Annotated in this window: 25 protein-coding genes; 20 read left to right on the forward strand and 5 right to left on the reverse strand. The window is 65.2% G+C overall.

From position 1 onward, the window contains the following. Positions 1-32: 32 nt before the first annotated feature. Entirely contained in the window at positions 33-977 is a 945-nt protein-coding gene (locus I5E68_RS17265) for a helix-turn-helix domain-containing protein (protein WP_197166419.1), read from the reverse strand. A 246-nt stretch (positions 978-1,223) separates the two neighbouring features. Between I5E68_RS17265 and hisN the strand changes: the two genes are divergently transcribed. The 14 genes from hisN (at position 1,224) to I5E68_RS17335 (ending at position 14,558) form a co-directional block, all read left to right on the forward strand. Beyond that, positions 1,224-2,009, forward strand: coding sequence for a histidinol-phosphatase (gene hisN / locus I5E68_RS17270; RefSeq protein ID WP_197166424.1), 786 nt, complete (start codon positions 1,224-1,226; stop codon positions 2,007-2,009). A gap of 16 nt (positions 2,010-2,025) precedes the next feature. Then, on the forward strand, positions 2,026-2,505 hold the full coding sequence (locus I5E68_RS17275; RefSeq protein ID WP_197166426.1) for a gamma-glutamylcyclotransferase family protein: 480 nt from the start codon (positions 2,026-2,028) through the stop codon (positions 2,503-2,505). A 165-nt stretch (positions 2,506-2,670) separates the two neighbouring features. Beyond that, positions 2,671-2,874: a 50S ribosomal protein L35 gene (rpmI, locus tag I5E68_RS17280; RefSeq protein ID WP_007012839.1), complete on the forward strand. Its 204-nt coding sequence runs from the start codon at positions 2,671-2,673 to the stop codon at positions 2,872-2,874. A gap of 13 nt (positions 2,875-2,887) precedes the next feature. Continuing rightward, complete coding sequence (gene rplT, locus I5E68_RS17285) at positions 2,888-3,247, forward strand: 50S ribosomal protein L20 (protein ID WP_197166428.1); 360 nt, start codon at positions 2,888-2,890, stop codon at positions 3,245-3,247. A gap of 146 nt (positions 3,248-3,393) precedes the next feature. Continuing rightward, complete coding sequence (locus tag I5E68_RS17290) at positions 3,394-4,284, forward strand: AraC family transcriptional regulator (RefSeq protein ID WP_197166430.1); 891 nt, start codon at positions 3,394-3,396, stop codon at positions 4,282-4,284. Positions 4,285-4,392: 108 nt separating this feature from the next. Beyond that, positions 4,393-5,508, forward strand: a complete 1,116-nt coding sequence (gene pheS / locus I5E68_RS17295; protein WP_197166432.1) for a phenylalanine--tRNA ligase subunit alpha — start codon at positions 4,393-4,395, stop codon at positions 5,506-5,508. Between the two features lie 24 nt (positions 5,509-5,532). Continuing rightward, on the forward strand, positions 5,533-7,947 hold the full coding sequence (gene pheT, locus I5E68_RS17300; RefSeq protein WP_197166434.1) for a phenylalanine--tRNA ligase subunit beta: 2,415 nt from the start codon (positions 5,533-5,535) through the stop codon (positions 7,945-7,947). 39 nt (positions 7,948-7,986) lie between these two features. Continuing rightward, positions 7,987-8,877, forward strand: coding sequence for an aldose 1-epimerase family protein (locus tag I5E68_RS17305; RefSeq protein ID WP_197166436.1), 891 nt, complete (start codon positions 7,987-7,989; stop codon positions 8,875-8,877). Between the two features lie 123 nt (positions 8,878-9,000). Beyond that, positions 9,001-9,750, forward strand: a complete 750-nt coding sequence (locus I5E68_RS17310) for an SDR family NAD(P)-dependent oxidoreductase (RefSeq protein ID WP_197166445.1) — start codon at positions 9,001-9,003, stop codon at positions 9,748-9,750. Between the two features lie 59 nt (positions 9,751-9,809). Next, positions 9,810-11,348, forward strand: coding sequence for a peptide chain release factor 3 (locus I5E68_RS17315; protein WP_197166446.1), 1,539 nt, complete (start codon positions 9,810-9,812; stop codon positions 11,346-11,348). Positions 11,349-11,445: 97 nt separating this feature from the next. Then, on the forward strand, positions 11,446-12,147 hold the full coding sequence (locus I5E68_RS17320; protein WP_197166450.1) for an endonuclease/exonuclease/phosphatase family protein: 702 nt from the start codon (positions 11,446-11,448) through the stop codon (positions 12,145-12,147). Positions 12,148-12,297: 150 nt separating this feature from the next. Next, complete coding sequence (locus I5E68_RS17325; protein ID WP_007687500.1) at positions 12,298-12,636, forward strand: P-II family nitrogen regulator; 339 nt, start codon at positions 12,298-12,300, stop codon at positions 12,634-12,636. A gap of 14 nt (positions 12,637-12,650) precedes the next feature. Further along, positions 12,651-13,979, forward strand: a complete 1,329-nt coding sequence (locus I5E68_RS17330; RefSeq protein ID WP_197166452.1) for an ammonium transporter — start codon at positions 12,651-12,653, stop codon at positions 13,977-13,979. Positions 13,980-14,219: 240 nt separating this feature from the next. Then, a complete protein-coding gene (locus tag I5E68_RS17335; RefSeq protein ID WP_197166454.1) occupies positions 14,220-14,558 on the forward strand; it encodes a P-II family nitrogen regulator in 339 nt (112 codons plus the stop codon). Between the two features lie 194 nt (positions 14,559-14,752). On the opposite strand, the gene I5E68_RS17340 is transcribed toward I5E68_RS17335, so the two are convergent. Continuing rightward, the gene (locus I5E68_RS17340) at positions 14,753-15,181 is read right to left on the reverse strand and encodes a protein tyrosine phosphatase family protein (RefSeq protein WP_197166464.1); all 429 of its coding nucleotides are present in this window, start codon (positions 15,179-15,181) and stop codon (positions 14,753-14,755) included. Positions 15,182-15,482: 301 nt separating this feature from the next. On the opposite strand from I5E68_RS17340, the gene I5E68_RS20405 reads away from it, so the two are divergent. From I5E68_RS20405 to queC, 6 genes are all read left to right on the forward strand, one after another. Further along, positions 15,483-16,214: a cold-shock protein gene (locus tag I5E68_RS20405; RefSeq protein ID WP_197166465.1), complete on the forward strand. Its 732-nt coding sequence runs from the start codon at positions 15,483-15,485 to the stop codon at positions 16,212-16,214. 143 nt (positions 16,215-16,357) lie between these two features. Further along, positions 16,358-17,548 carry an aspartate aminotransferase family protein gene (locus I5E68_RS17350; protein WP_197166466.1) on the forward strand — a complete coding sequence of 397 codons (1,191 nt, stop codon included), beginning with the start codon at positions 16,358-16,360 and terminating at the stop codon, positions 17,546-17,548. Then, on the forward strand, positions 17,548-18,474 hold the full coding sequence (gene argF / locus I5E68_RS17355; protein WP_197166467.1) for an ornithine carbamoyltransferase: 927 nt from the start codon (positions 17,548-17,550) through the stop codon (positions 18,472-18,474). The genes I5E68_RS17350 and argF overlap by 1 nt, the downstream gene beginning before the upstream one ends. After that, the gene (gene hslO / locus I5E68_RS17360; RefSeq protein WP_197166468.1) at positions 18,471-19,379 is read left to right on the forward strand and encodes an Hsp33 family molecular chaperone HslO; all 909 of its coding nucleotides are present in this window, start codon (positions 18,471-18,473) and stop codon (positions 19,377-19,379) included. Before argF ends, hslO begins: the two co-directional genes overlap by 4 nt. Before the next feature lie 89 nt (positions 19,380-19,468). Further along, complete coding sequence (locus I5E68_RS17365) at positions 19,469-19,888, forward strand: DUF3617 domain-containing protein (RefSeq protein ID WP_228727312.1); 420 nt, start codon at positions 19,469-19,471, stop codon at positions 19,886-19,888. Positions 19,889-19,927: 39 nt separating this feature from the next. After that, positions 19,928-20,623, forward strand: coding sequence for a 7-cyano-7-deazaguanine synthase QueC (gene queC / locus I5E68_RS17370; RefSeq protein WP_197166475.1), 696 nt, complete (start codon positions 19,928-19,930; stop codon positions 20,621-20,623). A 226-nt stretch (positions 20,624-20,849) separates the two neighbouring features. Here the strand turns inward: queC and I5E68_RS17375 are convergent, their stop codons facing one another. The 3 genes from I5E68_RS17375 to I5E68_RS17385 form a co-directional block, all read right to left on the reverse strand. Next, positions 20,850-21,872, reverse strand: coding sequence for an OmpA family protein (locus I5E68_RS17375; protein ID WP_197166477.1), 1,023 nt, complete (start codon positions 21,870-21,872; stop codon positions 20,850-20,852). Between the two features lie 191 nt (positions 21,873-22,063). Then, complete coding sequence (locus tag I5E68_RS17380) at positions 22,064-22,336, reverse strand: DUF2793 domain-containing protein (RefSeq protein WP_323982215.1); 273 nt, start codon at positions 22,334-22,336, stop codon at positions 22,064-22,066. Between the two features lie 243 nt (positions 22,337-22,579). Continuing rightward, positions 22,580-23,992: a phage tail protein gene (locus I5E68_RS17385; RefSeq protein WP_323982208.1), complete on the reverse strand. Its 1,413-nt coding sequence runs from the start codon at positions 23,990-23,992 to the stop codon at positions 22,580-22,582. Position 23,993 lies beyond the last annotated feature (1 nt).

Here is a 23,993-nt window from a genome sequence, read left to right on the forward strand (position 1 = left end):
GCTGCGCAAGTGGCGGCACCCCGTTCGCCAGTTCAGCGCCAGGGGTATGCGCCCTCAGGCTCGACCCTTTCGAGAAGCGCCAGCCGGCGCGCCTGACGTGACTCCAGCGCTGCGGTCATCATCGGCTGAGGCGCTTCTGCAAACTGGCGCGGTGACATCCCGAAGAATTCCACGAACTCGTGGATCAGGTGGCTCTCGTCGTAGTAGCGAAGCACGAATTCCTCGGCTTCCTCTTCGTCGCAGACCCTGCGCAAGTGGCTGGCCATGTCGAGCGCGCGGGCGCGGCGCAGGACCTGCTTGGGCGACATCCCGAAATCACGCTGGATGATGCGTTCGAAGCGGCGCCGTTCCGCTCCGCAGCGCCGCGCCGCCTCGGCAACGGTGATCGTCGGGTCTTCGTAGCACTGCAACTCGAACTGGCTGGTGACCGGGTCGGGCAGCGCGCCGTCGAACATTTCCACGCGCCGGCGGATGATCCCTTCCAGCACGGCGGTCCATTCCAGCGGCTCCGCCCCGGGTGTAAAGCGTTCGAGTATGCTGGGCACGTCCATGCCGAGCGCCTCACCCGGCACGCCCGTGTCTATCATGTCGCGCAGGACGGGGCCTTGCAGCGCGTGACATGCTCCGGGACGAAAGCCGAGCCCGGTCGCCACGAAGGTGGTGGTGGCCTCGACCGCGATTCGCCGGGAATTGGGGCCAAGAAACATGATCGGTGAGGAGGGAACGAACGGGCCGGCAGGATTGGTGGCGGTCCAGCTTCCTTCGATTTGTATACGGATATTGGCGGTGTCGGACAGGATGCCGCAGGAAACCCTGGGAGCGCTCTTTGATCTGACCTTGGCGACATAGAGCCGGGCGATCCACGGGGCGAGGTCTTCCGAAGGGGCGCAATTAAAGCAAAGTGGCTGACCCAGTCGGGAAACCTGTCCGTCGGTGGAAAGTTCGGGATCAAAGCCTGGTGGCTGCTTCAACTGCATGCAGATCCTTTGCTTAGGCGCGCTCTCTCCGGAACATAGAATATATACCAAGTTAAATATTTGCAATTGGAACGATTTCAGAAATAATTTGAAATATTAGCGGTTTGTCGGAGTGCCCTGTTGCTATTCGTTCGCAAATTCTCAGCTTTTCTGGAATGCGACGGCAGCAGCGTCGGATGATGGCAGCTCTCGCGCAAAGCCGCTTCGCCCTTGACCCGGGCGAAAGCGAAAGGGCACAGGAAGCCGATGAGAATTGAACCGGATCTCGCGCTGGCCCTGAGGCTCGCCGATGCTGCAGGCGATGCCATTCGTCCCCACTTCCGCTCGAGCGGACTCGACACGCAAAGCAAGGGCGATGCCTCCCCGGTAACCGTGGCCGACCGCGCGGGGGAAGAGGCCATGCGCCAAATCCTCGAGGCAGAGGCGCCCGAGGATGGCATCATCGGTGAGGAGTTCGGGACGAAGCCGGGCACATCGCGCCGCGACTGGGTGCTCGACCCGATCGATGGCACTGTCTCGTTCATCGGCGGGCGTCCGATCTTCGGCACGCTGATCGCGCTGCTGGTCGATGGCTGGCCGGTTCTCGGGATCATCGACCAGCCGATTCTGGGCGAGCGCTGGGTTGGTGCCAGCGGGCGCGAGACGACCTTCAACGGCAAGCCGGTGCGCACCCGCGCATGCCGCGAACTCTCGCAGGCGATGCTGGCGACGACCGGGCCGCATTACTTTGACGACCACCAGGGCCAGCACTTCATGGCGCTGGCCGCGCGCACCGACCACAAGCGCATGATGATGGGCGGTGACTGCTACAATTACGGGTTGCTCGCCAGCGGGCACATCGACCTCGTGTGCGAGGCAGGTCTGAAGCTGCACGACTGGGCCGCGCTGGTGCCGGTGGTCGAGGGGGCAGGCGGAACGATGTGCGACTGGAACGGCGACCCGCTTCATGCCGCCTCGGACGGACACGTTCTGGCGCTCGGCGATTCGGCCCGGCTCGAGGACGTGATCGAGGCACTGGCCTGCGATCACTGATCACGGTCGGGGAGGCATGGCCGAGCCGCAGCGCTTCTTCTTCTACGGCACGCTCATGGCGTGCAGCGAACATCCGCTCGCGCGGCGCCTGCATCGATTGCTGCGCTCGCTTGGCCCGGGATACCTTCCCGGGCGCCTTGTCGCGCTGCCTGACCGCAAGGGCTGGTATCCTGCGCTCACGGATGGCGAGGGCCGGGTTGCAGGAGAAGTCTATGTGCCGCGCAGGGGTTCGCTCACGCCGCACGAACTGGCCGCGCTCGATCGCTACGAGGGCTGTCTTCGCAATGCGCGGCTGAGGTCCGACTACTGGCGCGCTACGCTCGGTGCGCGCCTCGTGGCAAGGGTCGGGCTCCAGGGCGCGGATCTGCGACCGAGGCTCGCGGTGCAGGCATACGTGTGGAGCGGTGTGCTGCCGCGCGCGGCAGTGCCGATCGAAGACGGCGATTTCGCGGCGTGGCTCGCGCGGACCGGCGCGCGTGCCTATGCCGGAGGGTAGCGCGGAAGGCGGGGAGCCCTTGCCCCTTGCCAATCCCCCGTCCGGCGGGTAAAGGCGCGCCCTTCAATCGACACGGTTGGGTCTTTTACCAAAGAGATTCGCGGGTCGGCCTGGCGACAAGGGCTGCCAGGGTCGGCCGAACGTGTCCCTGAAAAGGAGACGAAAATGCCCAAGCTTAAGACCAAGAGCGGCGTGAAGAAGCGCTTCAAGCTCACCGCCACCGGCAAGGTGAAGCACGGCGTCGCCGGCAAGCGCCACCGCCTGATCAGCCACAACGGCAAGTACATCCGCCAGAATCGCGGCACCGAGGTCATTTCCGACGCCGATGCCAAGACGATCAAGAAGTGGGCGCCCTACGGGCTCAACTGAGGAGTACTGACCAATGAGCCGTATCAAGCGTGGTGTTACCACCCGTGCCAAGCACAAGCGTCTTCTCGAACAGGCCAAGGGTTACCGCGGCCGTCGCAAGAACACGATCCGCGTCGCTCGCCAGGCCGTCGAAAAGGCCGGCCAGTACGCTTACCGCGACCGCAAGATCAAGAAGCGCAACTTCCGCGCTCTGTGGATCCAGCGCATCAACGCCGCCGTGCGTAACGAAGGTCTGACCTACTCGCAGTTCATGCACGGCGCCAAGCTCGCCGGCATCGAGCTCGACCGCAAGACCATGGCCGACCTCGCGATGAACGAGGGCGCCGTGTTCTCGACCGTCATCGCGCAGGCCAAGGCTGCCCTTCCGGCCTGAGCGCCGAAGGGTATCCGGATTTTTCCGTAAGGGCGTGACGTCCGACACGGAGAAGACAAGAGGGGCGCGGCCATAAGGTCAGCGCCCCTTTTTCTTGTCACATTCCGTAGTCATGCATAGACTGGCGGAATCCGGAGACTTCCCGAATGCCGCCGATCTGCAAGATCACTGCAAATTACATGCGCACCTCGCCGAGGTTGCGACGGTACTTCACCGGGATCTTCCTGATCGAGATCGATGTCGAGAACGGCGAGGTCGTCGAGGACTTCATGTTTCCCGACTGGGCGACCCTGCGCTTCAACCAGTCGCCCGCGGTTGCCGGCAGCACCCGTGATGGAGACGTGCTCGGTACTTCGACACTCTCGGTTTCAGGGCCGCGCTCCCAGGAAGTCTACGTGCGCACCGGCAGCTTGCGCCAATGGGGCGTCCTGATTCACCCGGTCGGCTGGGTCTCTCTGATCGGCAAGCCGGCCAACGAATATGCCAATTGCCTCGTCGATGGTTTCGTCGACCCTGCGTTCGAGCGCTTTCGGCCGCTAGCGCGCACGCTGTTCGGTCCAAAGCCGGATCCGGCGGCCGAACTGGCCCGCCTGAGCGAGTTTTTTCTCGGCCTCAGACCTTTCGAGGACCCGGCGGTGGACACCATCGAGGCGGTGTTCGAGGCGCTCAAGGACCCCGAGATCGAGAGCGTCACTGCGCTGGTGGAACGTGTGGGAACCGGTCGCCGCACGCTCGAGCGACTGTGCCTGCGTGCCTTCGGCTTTCCGCCCAAGACGCTGCTGCGCCGCCAGCGTTTCATGCGCTCGCTCACGCACTTCACCATGGATCCCTCGCTCAAGTGGATCGGTGCGCTCGACGCGTCCTATCACGACCAGGCCCAGTTCGTGCGCGACTTTCGCGACTTCATGGGCATGACCCCGAGCGAATACGGGCGGCGCTACAAGCCGGTGGTCGAGCCGGTGATCCACGAGAGGGTGCGCTTCTCCAACGAACTGGCGGCCAGTCGCGCCCAGGTCTGGGCAGCAAGCGGGATCTGATCGACGCGCTGTTCGCGCAGCCGTGTCACCGTGCATCGTTGCGATTTGTGCGCCAGCCCCCTAAGGACCCGGCCCAGGACACCGCAACAACAGCCAGGCAGACCTTACGTGGACTACGCTAGTACCGGCAGCGAAGCGCTCGCGCGCATCGAGAGCGCCAGCGACCTCGACACCGTGGAGGCGCTGCGCGTCGAATTTCTCGGCAAGCAGGGCTCGATCTCGGGCCTGCTCAAGACGCTGGGCAAGATGAGCCCCGACGAGCGCAAGGTCGAGGGGCCCAAGATCCACGCGCTGCGCGAAAGCGTCAACGATGCTCTGGCCGCGCGCAAGGATGCGCTCGAGACGGCAGCGCTCGAGGCGCGGCTCGCTTCCGAGACCGTCGACCTTTCGCTGCCCGCGCCCGAAACGCCGCGCGGCACGGTCCACCCGATCTCGCAGGTCATGGACGAGCTTGCCGAAGTCTTTGCGGACATGGGCTTCGCAGTCGCGACTGGCCCCGAGATCGAGGACGACTGGCACAACTTCACCGCGCTCAACATGCCCGAGAGTCATCCCGCGCGCGCGATGCACGATACCTTCTACTTCCCCGACAAGGATGACGAAGGCCACGACATGCTGCTGCGCACGCATACCTCGCCGGTGCAGATCCGCTCGATGCTCGAGGTGGTCAAGAAGAACCCCGGTGGTGCGCCGATTCGCATCATCGCGCCGGGCCGCGTCTATCGCTCGGACAGCGACGCGACGCACACGCCGATGTTCCACCAGATCGAGGGCCTCGTCATCGACAAGGGCATCCATCTGGGGCACCTCAAGTGGACGCTCGAGACTTTCCTCAAGGCCTACTTCGAGCGTGACGACATCGTCCTGCGCCTGCGTCCCAGCTACTTCCCCTTCACCGAGCCTTCGGTCGAGGTCGACGTGGGCTATGCCGTGGAGAACGGCCGCCGCGTGGTTGGCGGTTCGGGCGATGCACCGGGCCATGCCTGGATGGAAGTGCTCGGCTCGGGCATGGTCAACCGCCACGTGATCGCCGCAGGCGGGCTCGATCCCGACGAGTGGCAGGGCTTTGCCTTCGGCACCGGCGTCGATCGCCTCGCCATGCTCAAGTACGGCATGGACGACCTGCGCGCCTTCTTCGACGGCGACGTGCGCTGGCTCTCGCATTACGGTTTTTCCGCCATGGACGTGCCCACCCTCTCGGGTGGCGTCGGCACCCCGGCCTGAGCGGAAAAAGAGGATACCAAGACGATGAAATTCTCGCTTTCCTGGCTCAAGCAGTTCCTCGAGACCGAAGCCTCGGTCGAGGACGTGGCAGCGACGCTCAACCGCATCGGCATCGAGGTCGAGGGCATCGAGGACCCGGCCGAGAAGCTCGCCGGTTTCCGTGTCGCCAAGGTGCTGACCGCGGCCAGGCATCCCGATGCCGACAAGCTGCAGGTGCTCTCGGTCGATACCGGCGAGGGTGAGCCGCTGCAGGTGGTCTGCGGCGCGCCCAATGCGCGTGCGGGCATGCTCGGCGTGCTCGGCGTGCCCGGCGCGACGGTGCCTGCCAACGGCATGGTGCTGAAGAAGTCGGCCATCCGCGGCGTCGAATCGAACGGCATGATGTGTTCGGTACGCGAGTTGGAACTGGGCGATGCGCACGAAGGCATCATTGAGCTGCCCGAGGACGCGCCGGTCGGTGCAGCCTTCGCCGATTACCACGGCGCGGACCCGGTGCTCGACGTCGCGATCACCCCCAACCGCCCCGACTGCATGGGCGTCTACGGCATCGCCCGCGATCTCGCCGCAGCGGGGCTGGGCACGCTCAAGCCGGTTGCCGCGCCCGCGATCGAGGGCAGTTTCGCGTGCCCTGTCGAGATCCGCACCGAAGACGCTGACGGCTGCCCCGCCTTTTACGGCCGTGTCATCAAGGGCGTGACGAACGCCGCCTCTCCGCAGTGGCTGCAGGAGCGTCTCCAGGCCGCCGGGCAGCGCCCGATCTCCGCGCTCGTCGATGCGACCAACTACGTGATGCTCTCCTATGGTCGTCCGGCGCATGCCTACGACCTTGCCAGGCTCGACGGCGCGGTCGTCGCTCGCGAGGCGAAGCCGGGCGAGACGGTCCTTGCTCTGAACGAGAAGGAATACGCGCTCGAGCCGGGCATGACCGTGATCGCCGACGAGAGCGGCGTCCACGACATCGCCGGGATCATGGGCGGCGAGCACTCGGGCTGCAACGATGCCACCACCGACATCCTGCTCGAGATCGCCTACTTCGATCCCGAGCGCATCGCGCGCACCGGGCGCAAGCTCAACCTTACCTCCGATGCGCGCAGCCGTTTCGAGCGTGGTATCGACCCCGCGTTCCTCGACGATGGTCTCGCGCTCCTTACCGGGCTGATCCTCGAGCTGTGCGGTGGCGAGGCCTCGCAGGTCGTGCGCGCAGGCGCTGCGCCTGCAACGCCGAAGATCGTGCACTTCGATCCCGCGCTGACCGGCAGGCTCGGCGGGGTCGAGATCGATCCTGCGCAGCAGAAGACCATTCTCGAGAGCCTCGGCTTCTCGGTCGTCGAGGAAGCAGCCGGTTTCGACAAGGCCTGGGCGGTCACCGTTCCGGGCTGGCGCCCCGACGTCGACGGCGCACCCGACCTCGTCGAGGAAGTCGTGCGCATCCACGGCCTCGACAATGTCGAGAGCGTCGCCCTGCCGCGCGCCGAGGGCGTTGCCGTGCCGACCGCCACGCCGCTGCAGAAGCTCGAGCGCCGCGTGCGCCGCGCAGCCGCTGCGCGCGGGCTCAACGAGGCGGTGACCTGGTCGTTCCTGCCCGAGGGCGAGGCCGCGCTCTTCGCCGAGGGCAATGGCGGCATGTGGTCGCTCGCAAACCCGATCAGCGAGGACATGAAGGTCATGCGCCCCTCGCTCTTGCCGGGCCTGCTCTCCGCGGCGAGGCGCAACCTCGATCGCGGGGCGGCCTCGCTGCGCCTGTTCGAGCTGGGCCGCCGCTACCTGCGCGGCGCCAAGGGCGCGAGCGACGAGCGCCTGACGCTCGGTCTCGTGCTTGCGGGCGAGAAGGTCCAGCGCGGCTGGGCCAGCGGCAAGGCCGTCGCCTTCGACGCCTTCGATGCCAAGGCCGAGGCCATGGCACTGCTCGCCGAGGCGGGTGCTCCGGTCGAGAAGCTGCAGGTCATGGGCGAGGCGGGGCCGCAGTTCCACCCCGGCCAGTCGGCGACGCTGCGCCTCGGTCCCAAGAACGTGCTGGCGCGCTTCGGCATGTTGCACCCCGCCACCGCCAAGGCCTTCGACATCGACGGGCCTGTCGCGATGGTCGAGATCTTCCTCGAGGCGATCCCGGGCAAGAAGGGCGCGGCCAGCTTCGCGCGCGCATCTTACGCACCGCCCGCATTGCAGGCGGTAACGCGCGACTTTGCCTTCCTCGTCCCGGTCGATCTTCCCGCCGGTGACCTCGTGCGTCTTGTACAAGGCGCCGACAAGGCCAACATAGTCGCGGCCCGCCTGTTCGACGACTTCCGCGGACAGGGTGTGCCCGAGGGGCACAAGTCGCTGGCCCTCGAGGTCACTCTCCAGCCGCTCGAGAAGAGCTACAAGGACGAGGACCTCAAGGCGGTCGGCGAGAAGGTGAAGGCTGCCGCGGCCAAGGTCGGGGCGGTGCTGCGCGGCTGATCGCGCATGACCATGCACGAAACGGACAGGAGATCATCGGTGTCGGACGTTGAATTGCTCAGCATAAGCTCCGGCGATCTCACTGCCCGTATCAACCCGCTCGGTGCCGAGCTGTGGTCGCTTGCCGATGCCAGGGGCCGCGAGTTCATGACCGCGGCCGATCCCGCATACTGGACCGGGCACGCGCCGCTGCTCTTTCCGATCGTGGGTGCGCTCAACGAAGGGCGCTACCGCGTTAACGGGTCGGAGTATGCCTTGCCGCGCCACGGCTTCGCGCGCCACAGCCGCTTCGAGGTCCTGATCGCCGAGGCGGAACGGGTGATGTTCTCGCTTTCGGCCAGCGACGAGACCCGCAAGGTCTACCCCTTCGAGTTCAAGCTCAACGTCAACTTCCGGCTGATCGAGAAGAAACTCTCGGTGGGTGTGGGCGTGCAGAACTGCGGCGACGTGCCGATGCCCTTCAGCTTCGGGTTCCATCCTGCCTTCGCCTGGCCGCTTCCCGGCGGGGCGGCCAAGGAGGACCATGTGATCGAGTTCGCCGATGCCGAACCGCACCGCGTACGCCAGCTCGAGGAGGACACCGGGCTGCTCTCTCCCGAACGCCGCCACGGTCCGGTCAAGGGCAGTGCCTTCACGCCGCGCGCCGAACTGTTCGAGCGCGATGCGATCATCTGGGACAAGCTCAACAGCCGCAAGATCGTCTTCGGGCCCAAGGCAGGGCCGCGTGTCGCGGTCAAGTTCCCCAGCCTGCCCATGCTGGGCATCTGGCAGAAGCCGGGCGCCGACTTCCTGTGCATCGAACCATGGCAAGGCATCGCCGACCCGGTCGGCTTTTCGGGCGATTTCCGCGAGAAGCCGGGCGTGATCTCGGTCGCGCCGGGCCAGACGACTTTCCTCGAAATGCACATCGCCGTTCTCGACGGCGCTTGAGCGCGCCTTCTGGCGGCACTTCGGGCCTCGCTGTGCATTTGCAGGTCGTGGCCAGTTCTCGCCCGAGCGACCTTCCCCAGCCGCCTTCACTAGGCATTGCCCCCCTACTCAGGAGACCCTTTGATGAAGACTGCCCTCGTAACCGGCGCCACCTCGGGTATCGGCGCGGATTGTGCGCGCGCCTTCGTGGCGGCAGGCTGGAAGGTCATCGCCACCGGACGGCGCGCCGATCGCCTTGCCGCGCTGGTCGAGGAACTGGGCGCTGACAAGGTTCATGCCTGCACCTTCGACGTGAACGACGAGGCCGCGCGCGACGCCGCGCTCGATGCCCTTCCGGCAGACTTCAGCGAGATCGACTGTCTGGTCAACAATGCCGGCCTCGCGCTCGGCACCGAACTGGCGCAGGAGAGCAATCTCGACAACTGGAAGACGATGATCTCGACCAACGTCACCGCGCTGGTCTCGCTCACGCACAAGCTCCTGCCCGCGCTGATCGCGCGCAAGGGCATGATCGTGAACCTCTCCTCGGTCGCGGCGACCTACCCTTACACCGGCGGCAACGTCTATGGCGGGACCAAGGCCTTCGTGCGCCAGTTCTCGCTCGGCCTGCGCTCCGATCTTGCCGGGACCGGCGTTCGCGTCACCTCGATCGAGCCGGGCATGGTCGAGACCGAGTTCACCGTGGTGCGCACCGGCGGCAACCAGCAGGCCTCGGACGATCTCTACAAGGGCGTGAACCCGATGACCGGGGCCGACATCGCCAATACCATCGTGTGGGTCGCCGGCCAGCCACCGCACCTCAACATCAACACGCTCGAACTCATGCCGGTCAACCAGTCCTTCGCGGGCTTCAAGGTCACGCGCGAGGACTGAGCGCAGCGCTGCCAGCAGCACCATTGCGATAAGCCCCGCGCCTGCGTAAAGGCGCGGGGATGAGCAATTCACGCCGTACCTTCGCGATCATCTCGCACCCCGACGCCGGTAAGACCACGCTGACCGAGAAGCTGCTGCTGCAAGGCGGCGCGATCCACCTCGCCGGTCAGGTCAAGGCGCGCGGCGCGGCGCGGCGCGCGCGTTCGGACTGGATGAAGATCGAGCAGCAGCGCGGCATTTCCGTGACCAGTTCGGTCATGACCTTCGAGCGCACCGACGCCAATGGCGACACGGTGACTTTCAACCTGCTCGACACCCCGGGCCACGAGGACTTTTCGGAAGACACCTACCGCACGCTCACCGCCGTCGATTCGGCGATCATGGTGATCGACGCGGCCAAGGGCATCGAGCCGCAGACCCGCAAGCTCTTCGAGGTCTGCCGCCTGCGCTCGGTGCCGATCATCACCTTCATCAACAAGGTCGACCGCGAGGGCCGTGCCTGCTTCGACCTGCTCGACGAAGTGGCCGACATGCTTGCGCTCGACGTCTGCCCAATGGCCTGGCCGGTCGGTATGGGCGGCCTGTTCCAGGGCATCCTCGACCTCGCCACCGGCAAGGTCAGCCGTCCCGAGGGCGGCTCGAAGGAGTTTCTCGGCAAGGTCGACGAGAACGTCGAACTGCCCGCAGATGTCGCCGACGAACTGGAACTGGCGCAAGTCGGCTATCCCGAGTTCGAACTCGAGGCCTATCGCGCCGGCGACCTGACGCCGGTCTATTTCGGATCGGCGCTCAAGAATTTCGGCGTGGCCGAGCTGATCGATGCGATTTCGCGTTATGCTCCGCCGCCGCGCCCGCAGCCGACCGAGGACGGTCCGGTCGATCCGGCCGAGAAGGAAGTCTCGGGCTTCATCTTCAAGGTCCAGGCCAACATGGACCCGATGCACCGTGACCGCATCGCCTTCATGCGGCTCGCCTCGGGTACCTTCAAGCGCGGCATGAAGCTCACCCCTTCGGGCCTTGGCAAGCCGATCGCGATTCACTCGCCGATCATGTTCTTCGCGCAGGACCGCGAGATCGCCGACACCGCAGAGCCGGGCGACATCATCGGCATTCCCAATCACGGGACCCTGCGTGTGGGCGACACCTTGTCGGAAAAGAACAAGATCCGCTTCACCGGCCTGCCCAACTTCGCGCCCGAGATCCTGCGCCGCGTCGCGCTCAAGGACCCGACCAAGACCAAGCAGCTCAGGAAGGCGCTCGACGATCTTTCCGAAGAGGGCGTGATCCAGGTCTTCTACCCCGAGATCGGTGCGCAGTGGATCATCGGCGTGGTCGGCCAGCTCCAGCTCGAGGTGCTCATCTCGCGGCTCGAGGCCGAGTACAAGGTCGAGGCGATGCTCGAGGCCTCGCCTTTCGATACCGCGCGCTGGCTCAAGGGCAGCGAGAAGGCGCTCTCGGACTTCGCCGACTTCAACAAGATGAACCTCGCGCGCGACCGTGACGGCGATCTCGTCTTCATGGCCCGCTCGGCCTGGGACGTGAGCTACCAGCAGGAGCGCAATCCCGAGCTGGCCTTCAGCGCCACCAAGGAGCGCTGAGCGCAGGCGGCTGCGCGCGGCCTGATCGCGCCGGCCTTGGAAACAAGGCCTCCCGTGCCTAGTTTCCTTGGAAGGACATCGCAGCCGGGACAGCTTTTTGCCGCTTACCTTCGCCAGTTACAACATCCGCAAGGCGGTCGGTCTCGACCGTCGCCGCGACCACGAGCGCATCTTGCGCGTCCTGCTCGAGATGGATGCCGACGTGGTCGCGTTGCAGGAAGCCGACCGGCGTTTCGGGCGGCGCATGGCGGCGCTTCCGCTCGATGCGATTCAGGCCGCGACCGACTACGTTCCCGTTCCCCTCTCGATGAAGCCCGACAGCCTCGGCTGGCACGGCAATGCCCTGCTGGTGCGGCGCGGGATCGACATCGTCGATGCCGCCGCGGTGCCACTGCCGGTGCTCGAGCCGCGCGGGGCGATCCGTGCCGACCTCGATGCGGGCGGCCAGCGCGTGCGCGTGCTCGGCATGCATCTCGACATCTCGGGCCTGCGCCGTCGTCATCAGGTGCGAACGGTGCTGCGCCACGTGACCGATTGCGACGGCGATTGTCCGACGGTGATGATGGGCGATTTCAACGAGTGGGCGCGCAAGGGCTGTTTCCGCGAATTCGGAGAGGACTGGCGGGTCCTGGCACCGGGGCGCACCTTTCCCTCGCGCCAGCCGCTCGCGTTTCTCGATCGCATGATAATATCCGCACAATGGAGTGTTCTTGGAACAAGCGTGCACCACAGTGCGTTGTCGGCGATAGGATCGGACCATCTGCCCATTTTTGCACGCCTGGATCTGCCTAAGAATTAGGCAGGTGCCTTAAGCTTGGGCATGTCTCCCTCGAGCCTTCCTCTCGAATGTCTTAACCATCCCCGGATTTGGTGCTTGCGCAAACTGGCATAAGGTTTGCTTAAGGTTTTCGAGGCCGGCACAGGGACCGGTGACAAACAGGGGACAGGCATGAAGTTCATCATAGCCATCATCAAGCCCTTCAAACTCGACGAAGTTCGAGAGGCGCTTGGCGCAATCGGGGTCGCGGGCATGACGGTGTCCGAGGTGAAGGGATTCGGTCGTCAGAAGGGGCAGACTGAAATCTATCGCGGGGCGGAATACTCCACGAACATGCTTCCGAAGGTTAAGATCGAGGTGGCAGCGCCCGACGATCTGGCACCCAAGATCGTCGAAACCATCCAGCAGGTCGCCAGCACCGAAGCCATCGGTGACGGCAAGATCTTCGTCCTCGACCTGGCATCGGCCGTGCGCATCCGCACTGGCGAGGCCGGCGACACCGCGCTTTGAGGAGGCCCGACAAGATGGACCGCAAGATTCTCTGCAGCGCTGGCGCTCTCGCCGGTTCGCTGTTCGCCGCCATGCCGGCCTGGGCGCAGGAAGCTGCCGCCGAGGCCGCGGCCAAGCCCGTTCCCAACCCCGGCAACAATGCCTGGATGATGACCTCGACGGTCCTCGTCCTGCTCATGATCCTGCCCGGTCTGGCCCTGTTCTACGGCGGCCTGACCCGCTCGAAGAACATGCTCTCGACGATGACGCAGGTCGGCGCGGCTGCCGCGCTCGCCATGCTCATCTGGGTGATCTACGGCTACTCGACCGCGTTCGGTCCCGAAGGCAACGCCTTCTTCAGCTGGGGCAACCTGTTCCTCTCGGCGACCACGCCTGACAGCACCGCTGCGACCTTCTCGGATGAAGTGATCAGCGAGTACGTCTTCATCTCGTTCCAGATGACCTTCGCCGCGATCACCGCCGCGCTCGTCTTCGGTGCGACGGTCGAGCGCATGAAGTTCTCGGCGGCCATGGTCTTCGTGGCCGTGTGGCTGACGATCGTCTACTTCCCGATCGCGCACATGGTCTGGGCCGGTGGCGGTCTGCTGTTCGACATGGGTGCACTCGACTTCGCGGGCGGTACCGTGGTCCACATCAACGCCGGTGTCTCGGCGCTCGTGGCCTGCATGATCCTCGGCAAGCGCAAGGGCTATCCCACCGAGCCGATGCCCCCGCACTCGCTGACGCTGACCATGGTCGGCACCGGCCTGCTGTGGGTGGGCTGGTTCGGCTTCAACGCCGGTTCCGAGCTTGAGGCCGACGGCACCGCCGGTCTCGCCATGATCAACACCTTCGTCGCCACCGCTTCGGCTGGCCTGTTCTGGATGCTCGCCGAGCGTCTGGCAGGGCACAAGGGCTCGGCGCTCGGCTTCTGCTCGGGCATCATCGCCGGTCTCGTTGCGGTCACCCCGGCAGCCGGTAACTCGGGTCCCTTCGGTGCGATCGTGCTCGGCGCCATCGCCTCGATCATCTGCTTCTTCATGGTTTCCAAGGTGAAGCCTGCTCTTGGCTACGACGACTCGCTCGACGCTTTCGGCATCCACGGCGTGGGCGGCATCGTCGGCGCCATCGGCACCGGCTTCGTCTACCAGCCGAGCCTCGGAGGGCCCGGTGACGGTTCGACCGCGATGATGGCCCAGGTCATCATCCAGATCGAAGCCGTTCTCATCTCGCTCGTCTGGGCGGGTGTGGGTACCGCGATCGCCATCTTCGTCGCCAAGCTGATCACCGGCCTGCGTGTCAGCGAAGAGGTCGAGCACGAAGGTCTCGACATCGGCGAGCACGGCGAACGCGCCTACAACTGATTTCAAGGATTGCTGGTGGGCCAGCCTCAGGCGAACCCACCGGCTCACCGTGTTCCTCCTGCGAACACAGACTGACGGGCCGGGGCGCAATGCTCCGGCCCATTTTTCATGGGTTCTCGGGCCTTGCTGGGCTGACCTGCTGCGGTTTTGCTTTGCCCGCCCGGTGTGCTTGTGGAATGCTGCGGGAAAGCCCCGAGGCCGGTTCGCGGCGCGGGTGCAGGTCCAGCACATGGGGGCACCATGAAATTCATCACCGCGATCATCAAGCCGTTCAAGTTCACCGAGGTGAAGGCGGCGCTAAGCGATGCCGGAATTTCCGGTCTGACGGTGTCCGAGGTGAGTGGGTTCGGTCGCCAGAAGGGCCAGACCGAGGTTTATCGCGGTGCCGAGTACAGTTCGAGCATGATGCCAAAGCTCAAGCTTGAGATCGCGGTATCTGATGCCTTTGCGGAGACCGTCGTCGAGATCCTGCTCAAGGCGGCTTCGACCGGCGAGATCGGCGATGGCAAGGTTTTCGTGTTCGACCTGGCGGACGTGTTGCGCGTGCGCACCGGCGAGCAAGGGGACATCGCGATCTGACGGCCCGGCAAGGGATGGAGCGCTTCAGGGCTGCGAAGCCGTGCGCTCACGCCATCCTCGAGGGGCCATCCCGTCTGGCCAACAGAGCCAGACGCCCTTGCGACACCAGCGCTGGTATTGCGGCCTCGTGGTGAACGTCGCGGCGCCGTCCGCTATAGGACGGCGCGCGCTCTGAGGCGGCGACGAATCTCGGCTTACTGGCCCCCTGCCAGCATATCGATGATCTGGCGAATCGGTGATACGTCGTAGCCTGCAGCGGCTGCCTGCGCGGCAATCACACCGGGGTTGTCGCCGGATTTAGCGCGGGCCAGCGACCACAGCAGGGTGGAGCGCGTTCCCGAGCGGCAATAGGCGAGTACAGGACCTGCGGACTGGGCGAGGGCCTGCGCCATGGCATCGACCTGAGCCTGGCTGAAACCACCGTGACCCACGGGGATCGCGCAATAATCGATCCCGGCTTCACGCGCGGCGGCCTCGATTTGCGGGCCGGGGACCTGGTCTTCGCTTTCGCCTTCGGGGCGATTGTTGATGATCTGCGTGATTCCCATCGCCTTGGCCTCGGCGACGGCATCGATGCCGATCTGGGGGCTGGCATAGAAGGAATCGGTCACTTTGCGGAACATTTCGGGTCTCCGGTCGAATTCGCAGCAAGCCCTGGGCCGGTTTGGCGCGGGTTGTTCTTCTCCTCCAAAGCCGTGCAGAGCCCGCGTTGCAAGCCTTGACTGCCCCGATTGCCGGGTAATCTGTGGAGCTGTTCGCAATGCGGTGCGTAATTCTATTCGCCATCACGGCCAGAGTAGTGTACGAATCGCGCTTGCAGGCACGACGGATCGCTACCGGTCCGGCTGGTCTGACGCCCCGGCGCGGCTCGTCCACGTGTCCGGGCGACTGCTTTTAGGGCGCATCGAAGGTACGTTCGTAAACATGGGTTTTGATAGAGGTCGTCGCGGAAGGGGACGCGACAAGCGGGATCGGTTTGGAGAGGACGATTTCGATCCGTTCTTCGCGGGACAGGATCGTTTCGGAGGCGGAGACCGATTCGGTGGGGGTGATCGCTTCGGAGGCGGTGACCGCTTCGGCGGCGGCGGCGGTTTCGACGACCGCGGCGGTTCGCGTGGCCCGGGTGGCCCGCGCGGCGGTGGCGGCGGTGGCCGCGGCGGCATGCCCGCACAGGTCGTTGGCCAGGGCCGCGGCACTGTCAAGTTCTTCAACTCTGCCAAGGGCTTCGGCTTCATCCAGCGCGACGAAGGCGGCGATGATGTGTTCGTGCACATCTCTGCGGTCGAACGCGCGGGTCTCGAAGGCCTCGCCGAAGGTCAGCAGCTGGAATTCCAGCTCGTCGATCGTGGCGGCAAGGTTTCGGCGACCGACCTCGTTGCCGTTGGCGACATCATTCCCGTCGAGAAGCGCGAGGCTGCCCCGCAGCGTCAGCTGACCGGCGAGAAGGCCACTGGCACCGTCAAGTTCTTCAACTCCATGAAGGGTTTCGGCTTCATCACGCGTGATGACGGTCAGCCGGACGCCTTCGTGCACATCAGCGCGGTCGAGCGTTCGGGCATGCAGGGCCTGAACGAAGGTGACCGTGTGGAGTTCGACATCGAGGTCGATCGACGAGGCAAGTACTCGGCGGTCAACCTGATGCCGCTTCAGGGTTGATCGTTGCCGCAAGTCCCCGGTCGGTTTGACCGGGGAACTGCACAAGCCTAAAAGCGCGCAAATGGCGGCCCGGTCGGGGCCGCCATTTGTCGTTTGTGTTATCCATTTCCCGGCCCACTGATCCGAATTCGAGGAAGCTTGCCATGTCGATCACTCCGCTGATGCCCGTGTATCCCCGGTGCGGCGTTCGGCCCGTTCGCGGCGAACATTGTCACCTGATCAGCGAAGACGGTCGCCGATTCCTCGATTTCGCGAGCGGCATCGCGGTCAACGCGCTGGGCCATTCGCACGAAGGCCTGATCGGTGCGATCCAGAAGCAGGCCGAGACGCTGATGCACGTCTCCAATCTCTACGGCAGCCCGCAAGGCGAGGCGATCGCCCAGCGGCTCGTCGATCTGACTTTCGCCGATACGGTGTTCTTCACCAATTCGGGCGCCGAGGCGGTCGAGTGCGCGATGAAGACCGCGCGTGCCTATCACCAGAGCCAGGGCAACGAAGACAAGTACGAGCTGATCACCTTCAACAATGCCTTCCATGGGCGCACGATGGCGACGATCAGCGCTTCCAGCCAGGAAAAGATGCACAAGGGCTTCATGCCGTTGCTGCCCGGCTTCAAGTATGTCGAGTTCAACGATCTCGAGGCGGCGAAGGCTGCGATCGGCCCCAATACCGCCGGTTTCATGGTCGAGCCGATCCAGGGCGAAGGCGGCATCCGTGTCGCCGACGAGGCCTTCCTCAAGGGGCTGCGCGCGCTGTGCGACGAACATGACCTGATGCTGGTGCTCGACGAGGTCCAGAGTGGTGTCGGTCGTGCCGGCACCTTCTATGCCTACGAACAGTACGGCATCGAGCCCGACATCCTTGCCACCGCCAAGGGCATTGGCGGCGGCTTCCCGGTCGGGGCCTGCCTCGCCACCGAGAAGGCCGCACGCGGCATGACCTTCGGCGCCCACGGATCGACGTATGGTGGCAATCCCTTCGCGATGGCCGCGATCGGGGCGGTGCTCGACGTCGTCGGAGACGAGGAGTTCCTCGCCAACGTGCGCGCCACCGGGGAGCGCCTCAAGGGCCGTCTCGCGCAGTTCATCGGCAATTACCCCGAGCTGTTCGATTCGGTGCGCGGCCGCGGATTGTTCATCGGGCTCAAGATGAAGGTCGAGCCGCGGCCCTTCGTTGCTCACCTGCGTGACGAGCACCAGGTCCTCGCCGTCTCGGCGGGCGACAACGTCATGCGCGTGCTGCCGCCGCTGGTGATCGACGATAGCCACATCGATGAATTCATGGACAAGCTCTCGGCAGCCGCCGCGAGTTACCAGCCCGAGAGTGCATCCTGATGTCGCGCGATTTCCTCAGCCTCGCCGATGCGGGCGGCGACATGGTCGCAGCGATGATCAACGACGCGATCGACCGCAAGGCCGCGCGTCAGGGATGCGCCAAGGGCAAGGCCGATGCCGATGCTCCGCTGGCAGGCCACGTCCTCGCGATGATCTTCGAGAAGAACTCGACGCGCACGCGCGTCTCGTTCGACATGGCGATGCGCCAGCTTGGCGGAAGTTCGATCATCATGGAGGCTGGCAGCACCCAGATCGGCCGGGGTGAGAGCATCGCCGACACCGCGCGCGTGCTCAGTCGCATGGTCGATGCAATCATGATCCGCACTGACGATCACGCCAAGATCGAGGAACTCGCGCATTACGCAGACGTGCCGGTGATCAACGGTCTGACCGACCTGTCGCACCCGTGCCAGATCGTTGCCGACCTGCTCACCATCGTCGAGCACGGATTTGCACTGCCCGGTCTGCAGATGGCCTGGCTGGGCGATGGCAACAATGTCTCGCACTCGATGATCGAGGCGGCCGGCCTGATGAAGTTCACGCTGCGCCTCGCAGTGCCCGAGGGCTACGAGCCCGACGCAGGTTTCGTCGAGCGTGCCCGTGCGGCAGGCGGCGAGATCGTGATCACCCATGATCCGCTCGAGGCAGCACGTGGCGCGCAGGTCGTGGTCACCGACACCTGGGTCTCGATGGGCCAGGAAGGCGGCGAGGCGCACATCAAGGCGCTTGAGCCCTATCAGGTCAACGAGGGCCTCATGGCGCAGGCTGCCGAGGGTGCGATGTTCCTCCACTGCCTGCCCGCACACCGCAACGAGGAAGTGACAGACGCGGTCATCGACGGGCCGCAGTCGGCCGTCTGGGACGAGGCCGAGAACCGCATTCACGGCCAGAAGTCGGTGCTGCTGTGGGCTCTGGGCAAGCTATGAGCGAGGACCCGATCATCCGGACCGACGATACCGGCTTCGATCGCGTCCTTTCGTTTTCGGTACCCTCGCGTCACGCGCGCGGCCGTATCGTGCGCCTGGGCCCGGTGCTCGAGACGGTGCTTTCGGCGCATGATTATCCGCCGGTGGTCAAGCATCTGCTTGCCGAGGCGCTGGTCCTGACCGCGCTGATGGGGTCGCTGCTCAAGGACGAGGGATCGCAGCTCACGCTGCAGGCCCAGGCCGAGGGCGGCGCTGTCGACCTGCTGGTATGCGACTATCGCGATGCCAAGGTGCGCGGGTATGCCCGTTTCGACGAGGCGCAGCTGGCGCAGCTTGGCGATGAACCGCGTCTCGAAGAGCTCTTCGCGAAAGGGTACTTCGCGATCACCTTCGATCTCGCCTCCACCAAGGAGCGTTATCAGGGCGTGGTGCCGCTCGAAGGGGATTCGCTGGCCCATGCCTGCGAGGCCTATTTCGCGCAGTCCGAGCAGATTCCCACCCTGATCCGCGCCGCGGTGCGTTCGAGCGACCAGCGCTGCATGGGCGCAGGCATGCTGATCCAGCACCTGCCCGATGGTGAAGAAGGCAAGGCTCGCCTGCACGCGCAGGAAGAGCATCCCGACTGGGAGCACGTCTCGGTAATGGCGGGCAGCGTCCAGCGTGACGAGTTGCTCGATCCCGTCCTCAGCCTCGAACAATTGCTCTGGCGCTTGTTCCACGAAGAGGACGAGGTTCGCGTCGAGCCGCTCGACCTGCTCGAGCGCGGTTGCCGCTGCACGGTGGAGCACTACGCGAACATTCTCGGGCGCTTCCCCGAGGACCAGCTCTCAGAGATGCGCGATGACGACGGGACCATTCCGGTCGATTGCGCGTTCTGTTCCAAGATCCTGCACATCCCGCTGTAACGCGGGTCGGGCCGCTCCGCGGTCTCCATGCAGTCGATCGATCGCGTGGTTTTCGCGTTGAAACGTGCTAGGGCAGGGACATGTCGAAGATGGTTTCCAGATCTAAACGCCTGACTGTCATGGTCGGCGCCGGCTTGGCCTTGGCCACACTGGGTGCCTTGCCGGCCAGTGGCGTCGGATCGAGCCTTGCCATGCTCGATCGTCTGGAGCCGGGCCTGTGGGAGCTGCGCGCCCGCGATCCCGGGACCAAGGCGCAGCGCCTGTGCATCCGGCAAGGTCAGGATCTCATCCAGCTGCGTCATGGCGGGCTCGATTGCAAGCGCGTGGTCGTGGTTGACCATCCCGCCGAGGTAGCCGTCCAGTACACCTGCCCGGGCAATGGCTACGGGCGCACCAGCATCAGGCGCGAAACCGATACCCTGATCCAGCTCGACAGCCAGGGGATCGAGAATGGCCGGCCCTTCGCCTTTGCTGCGGAAGGCCGCCGCATCGGAACGTGCCGGGGCTGACGAGTTGCATTCGCGCGGCTCCCGGCCTAGCGATCGGGCATGAACACCGCCTCTTCCAGCGCTCCGGCGCAAGCTGTCGTCCTGCTTTCGGGTGGGCTCGACTCGATGGTTTCGGCCGCTCTCGCTCGTGAGCAGGGCTACATCGTCAATGCCCTGACGATCGACTACAACCAGCGCCACAGTTGCGAAATCGACGCTGCCAGGCAGATCGCGCAGGAACTGGGAGCGCAGCGCCACGTGATCCTGCCGCTCGACCTGCGCCAGTTTGGCGGCTCTGCGCTCACCGATGATATCGAGGTGCCCAAGGACGGGGTCGGACCGGATATTCCGGTGACTTACGTTCCCGCGCGCAACCTCGTGTTCCTCTCGCTGACGCTGGCCTGGGCAGAGGCGATCGGCGCGAAGGACATCTTCATCGGGGTCAACGCGCTCGACTATTCGGGCTATCCGGACTGCCGGCCCGAGTTCATCTCGGCCTTTGAGGACATCGCGACGCTGGCGACCAAGGTGGGGGCCCAGGGCAATGCGTTCGAGATCCATGCTCCTCTGCAGTTCCTGAGCAAGGCGCAGATCGCGGCGGAGTGTCACCGGCTCGGGCTCGAGCCGGCGATGAGCTGGTCGTGCTACGATCCCCAGAGCGATGGACGCGCTTGCGGGGAATGCGACAGCTGCAGGCTGCGCAAGGCGGGATTTGCCGAGGCCGGGGTCATCGACAATACGAACTACGCCGCCTGAGCCGTAGCGGCGGCGCATTTCAGGCGCTTATTCGATCCGTGACATAAACGCCGTCACATAAAGGGCCCGCAGTGCGAACTGCGGGCCCTTTATGCATGGTCGATGCGGCGCTGCTGGCCTTGGCCGGGCGCTTTGCCATAGCCATGCCGAGGGAAAACAGACGCCCATAGAAAAAGGGGGCCGGATCGCTCCGGCCCCCCAATTCTGTAAACCGTTGCCGGTTCGCTTACATGCCCGAACCCGGACCGTAAGTGATCTCGACGCGACGGTTCTGCAGTTCGCGAACACCGTCTTCGGTCGGAACGCGCGGGTTCTCTTCACCGAAGCCCTGGCTCGAGATCGAGCCGTCGGGGATGCCGTGGCTGGTGAGGTACGCACGGACCGAGTCGTTGCGACGCTCGGACAGGCCCATGTTGTACTTCGCCGAACCCGAACGGTCGGTGTAACCGGCGAGCATGATCGGAACGCTGTCGCAGTTGCCGTAAGCGGTGATCGCGCTGTCGAGAACCGTAGCGGCCTCGGGCGTGATGTCCGACTTATCCCAATCGAAGAACACGATGTAGGGACCCTTGTTGCAGACCACTGCCGGCGGCGGCGGCGGCGGCGGCGGGGGCGGCGGGGGCGGCGGGGGCGGCGGGGGCGGCGGCGGCGGCGGAGCTGCCGGTTCGCCGAAGTTGTACGCCAGGGTGCCCATCAGCGAGTGCGAGCGCCAGCGGGTGCTGAGGCTGTCGCCGGCCGGCGAGACCAGGTCAACGCTTTCCACGTTGTGGAAGCGATACTTCAGGCCGACGTCCCAGTGGTTGCTGAGCGGAGCGCGAACGCCCGCCAGAACCTGCCAGGCAAAGCCGGTGTCCGAATCGTCGATGCCGTCGGCGTCGACGCGGGCAACACCGGCACCACCGCCGATGAAGCCCTGAAGGCCGTCGTCGGGACCGAAGTCGAACAGGCCGTTGGCCATGAACGACAGGTTGCTGGCGTCGCCACCCATGTTCTTGTACGGAGCCTGACGGTAGCTGGCTTCGGTTTCCAGACGGAAAGCACCGAAGTCATAACCGAGCGTAGCGCCGCCATCGAAGCCGTTGCCGTAATCGATGGTTTCAGCGTTATCGACACCGTTGACATCGACTTCGGAGTCTTCGACGATCATGCCGCCGAAACCGAGTTCGATATACCAGCTGCCGTCACGCGCGAGCGCGGGAGTGGCAATGGCAGTAGATGCCAGCGCCAGTCCAATGACGAGTTTCCTCATACGTTTCCCCTACTAATAGAGATTTGGAGCCACCGAGTGCGGAGAGTCTCTAACCCTTCACTTATCTGCACGCAAGCGCACATTGAAGGCGACTGTTGCAATAATGTCGCGTCTGCAGGGTCTTGCAATAGCGAAGCGCTGCAGTGCGGCGTTATCGACATTGCTCCCATCCCTTGCTCTTGGTTGCCTGTTTAGGCCCCGGGAAGGATACCCAGAACCTGCAGTGCCGAGATCAGTTCGCTGACCGCGGCCCTCGCTTGGGTGTCAACAGTCGTTCCGCCGATTGGTTCCTGAACCGAAACAGTTTTTTGCCACCCGCCAAGGTACCGTCGCAGCTGTCCGAGACCAAGGTCGAAAGCCTGCATGCCCTCGCGGGCGGGCTGGAACGCCCAGTCTCCGCCGCGATGGCAGGCAATGGCCTCGTCGTGGCCCTGCCAGCCCCCTGTGGCATTTTCACCGACGATCCAGGCCTGCCCTTCGGAGGGATTCGAAGGGGGGGGGTGGCCATTTCACCCTCTACAGTACAGTGAAGCAGAAGGTCAGTTATGGTAAGTGCCTCGTTAACGAAGAATTCTTTGTGCGACTGCCCTGAATAGAGCAGGGGCAGTCCGAATCTTTGGGTGGTATTTGCAAAGTCGACTGATTCACTCATCTGTTGGCTCCGTGGATAGGCTTTTGAGGTCGGCGGCAGGGAGCGCGAAGCGCGCTCAGCCGATCACGCCAAGCCGCAGGGGGTGCGAGAGAGCGTGCGTTCCGCGCTGACGGACCTGCAGCGCGAGGCCGGGTGCCTCGGCCATGATCGCTGCGAGGGTGGCCGCAGGGATCGCGATCGCAGGCTGCTCTGTGGTCCATGCGTGGAGCGGCGCGTCGAGCGGTCCATAGGTCACGATGTAGCTCTCGCTTTCCTCGACCAACGGCACGTCGATGCCATCGGCCCAGTCCCAGGCACCGCGGGCGCGCCGGGTCCAGCGGCACAGCAGGCTGGCATCGCCCTGTATCTCACTATGGGGATGGACCGGGGAGAGCGGACGCAAAGTCACGCCGTCCAGCGCCAGCGGGGCGCTCACCATCTGCGGATCCGCCGGTCCCTGTGCGAGAACCCGGCGGTTTGCCGCACTGCCCAGGGTGGCGGCATCGAGCGGGGTTATCGCGCCATCGAGAAGCACGAAGTTCTCGTCCGGCAGGTGCGCGCGAATTGCCTCTTCGGTACCCCCGAGTCCGCGCAGCAGCCTGCCGATTCGCCAGCGCCCGTCGCCAAGTGGCTGCGCATCGGCAAACTGGATCATCTCATTGCCGACGAGGGCGCGATTGGCACCCTGCGCGAGTTGGGCGATGCTCGCCGGTATCAGTTGCATGGCCGGATCGATCAGGGTGACGATGGGCTGCGAGGTGCGGTCGAGCAGGAGTGGGCTGGCGGCGGGGAGCGCTTCTCCTGCCAGCATGCCCAGCAACGCCCGGTTGCGGCTGGCACTGCCCAGAGGGTGCAGGTCGCCATCGCCGCGATCTGCATAGAGAGCCGCGCCGCGCCAGCCCGCATCGGGACCAGACACAGCGGCGAAGGGACGGGCGCTGCGCGTCGAAGTACTTGCGGCATCGAGAGGCAGTTCGAAGGCGACGAGGCTGGTGGGAGACGCCAGGCGGTCGCGCGGGGGCGGAATCTGGCCGGGATCGGCGGCGAGCGAGGGAACGCGCGCGGCGCCTTCGGGCAGGATCCGTTCTAGCGCGAGTTCGACTCCGCCTTCGAGCCATTCCCATTCGCGCACGCGCCAGTGCCCTGGTTGTCCGGGCAGCGAGACAAGCGATCCGGGGGCCAGTGTTGTATCGAGTTCGGCGGTACGCCAGCCCACCGTCTCGCGCGCCCAGTCATGGCGGCGCGAAGCCTGCTCGATCATCGCTCGCGCCGTCGCGGGATCGAGCGCGGCGGGCAGTTCGAGGCTACGCGGTGCACCGGGCCCGGCCCGGCCAGAGCTGCGCTGAAGGCCGGGCAGATAGTCGCGTGCGGCATCGTGGTAGCGCAGCAGGCCGATTGGCTGCTCGTTCCGCGCGGCGCGTCGCCGGGTCTGGCCTTCGCTGCTGGCGAACCCGTCCTCGTCGAGCGTCCGGGTTGGCTCCGGCAGCACG

This window comes from Novosphingobium aureum (assembly GCF_015865035.1).
Classification (GTDB): Bacteria; Pseudomonadota; Alphaproteobacteria; order Sphingomonadales; family Sphingomonadaceae; genus Novosphingobium; species Novosphingobium aureum.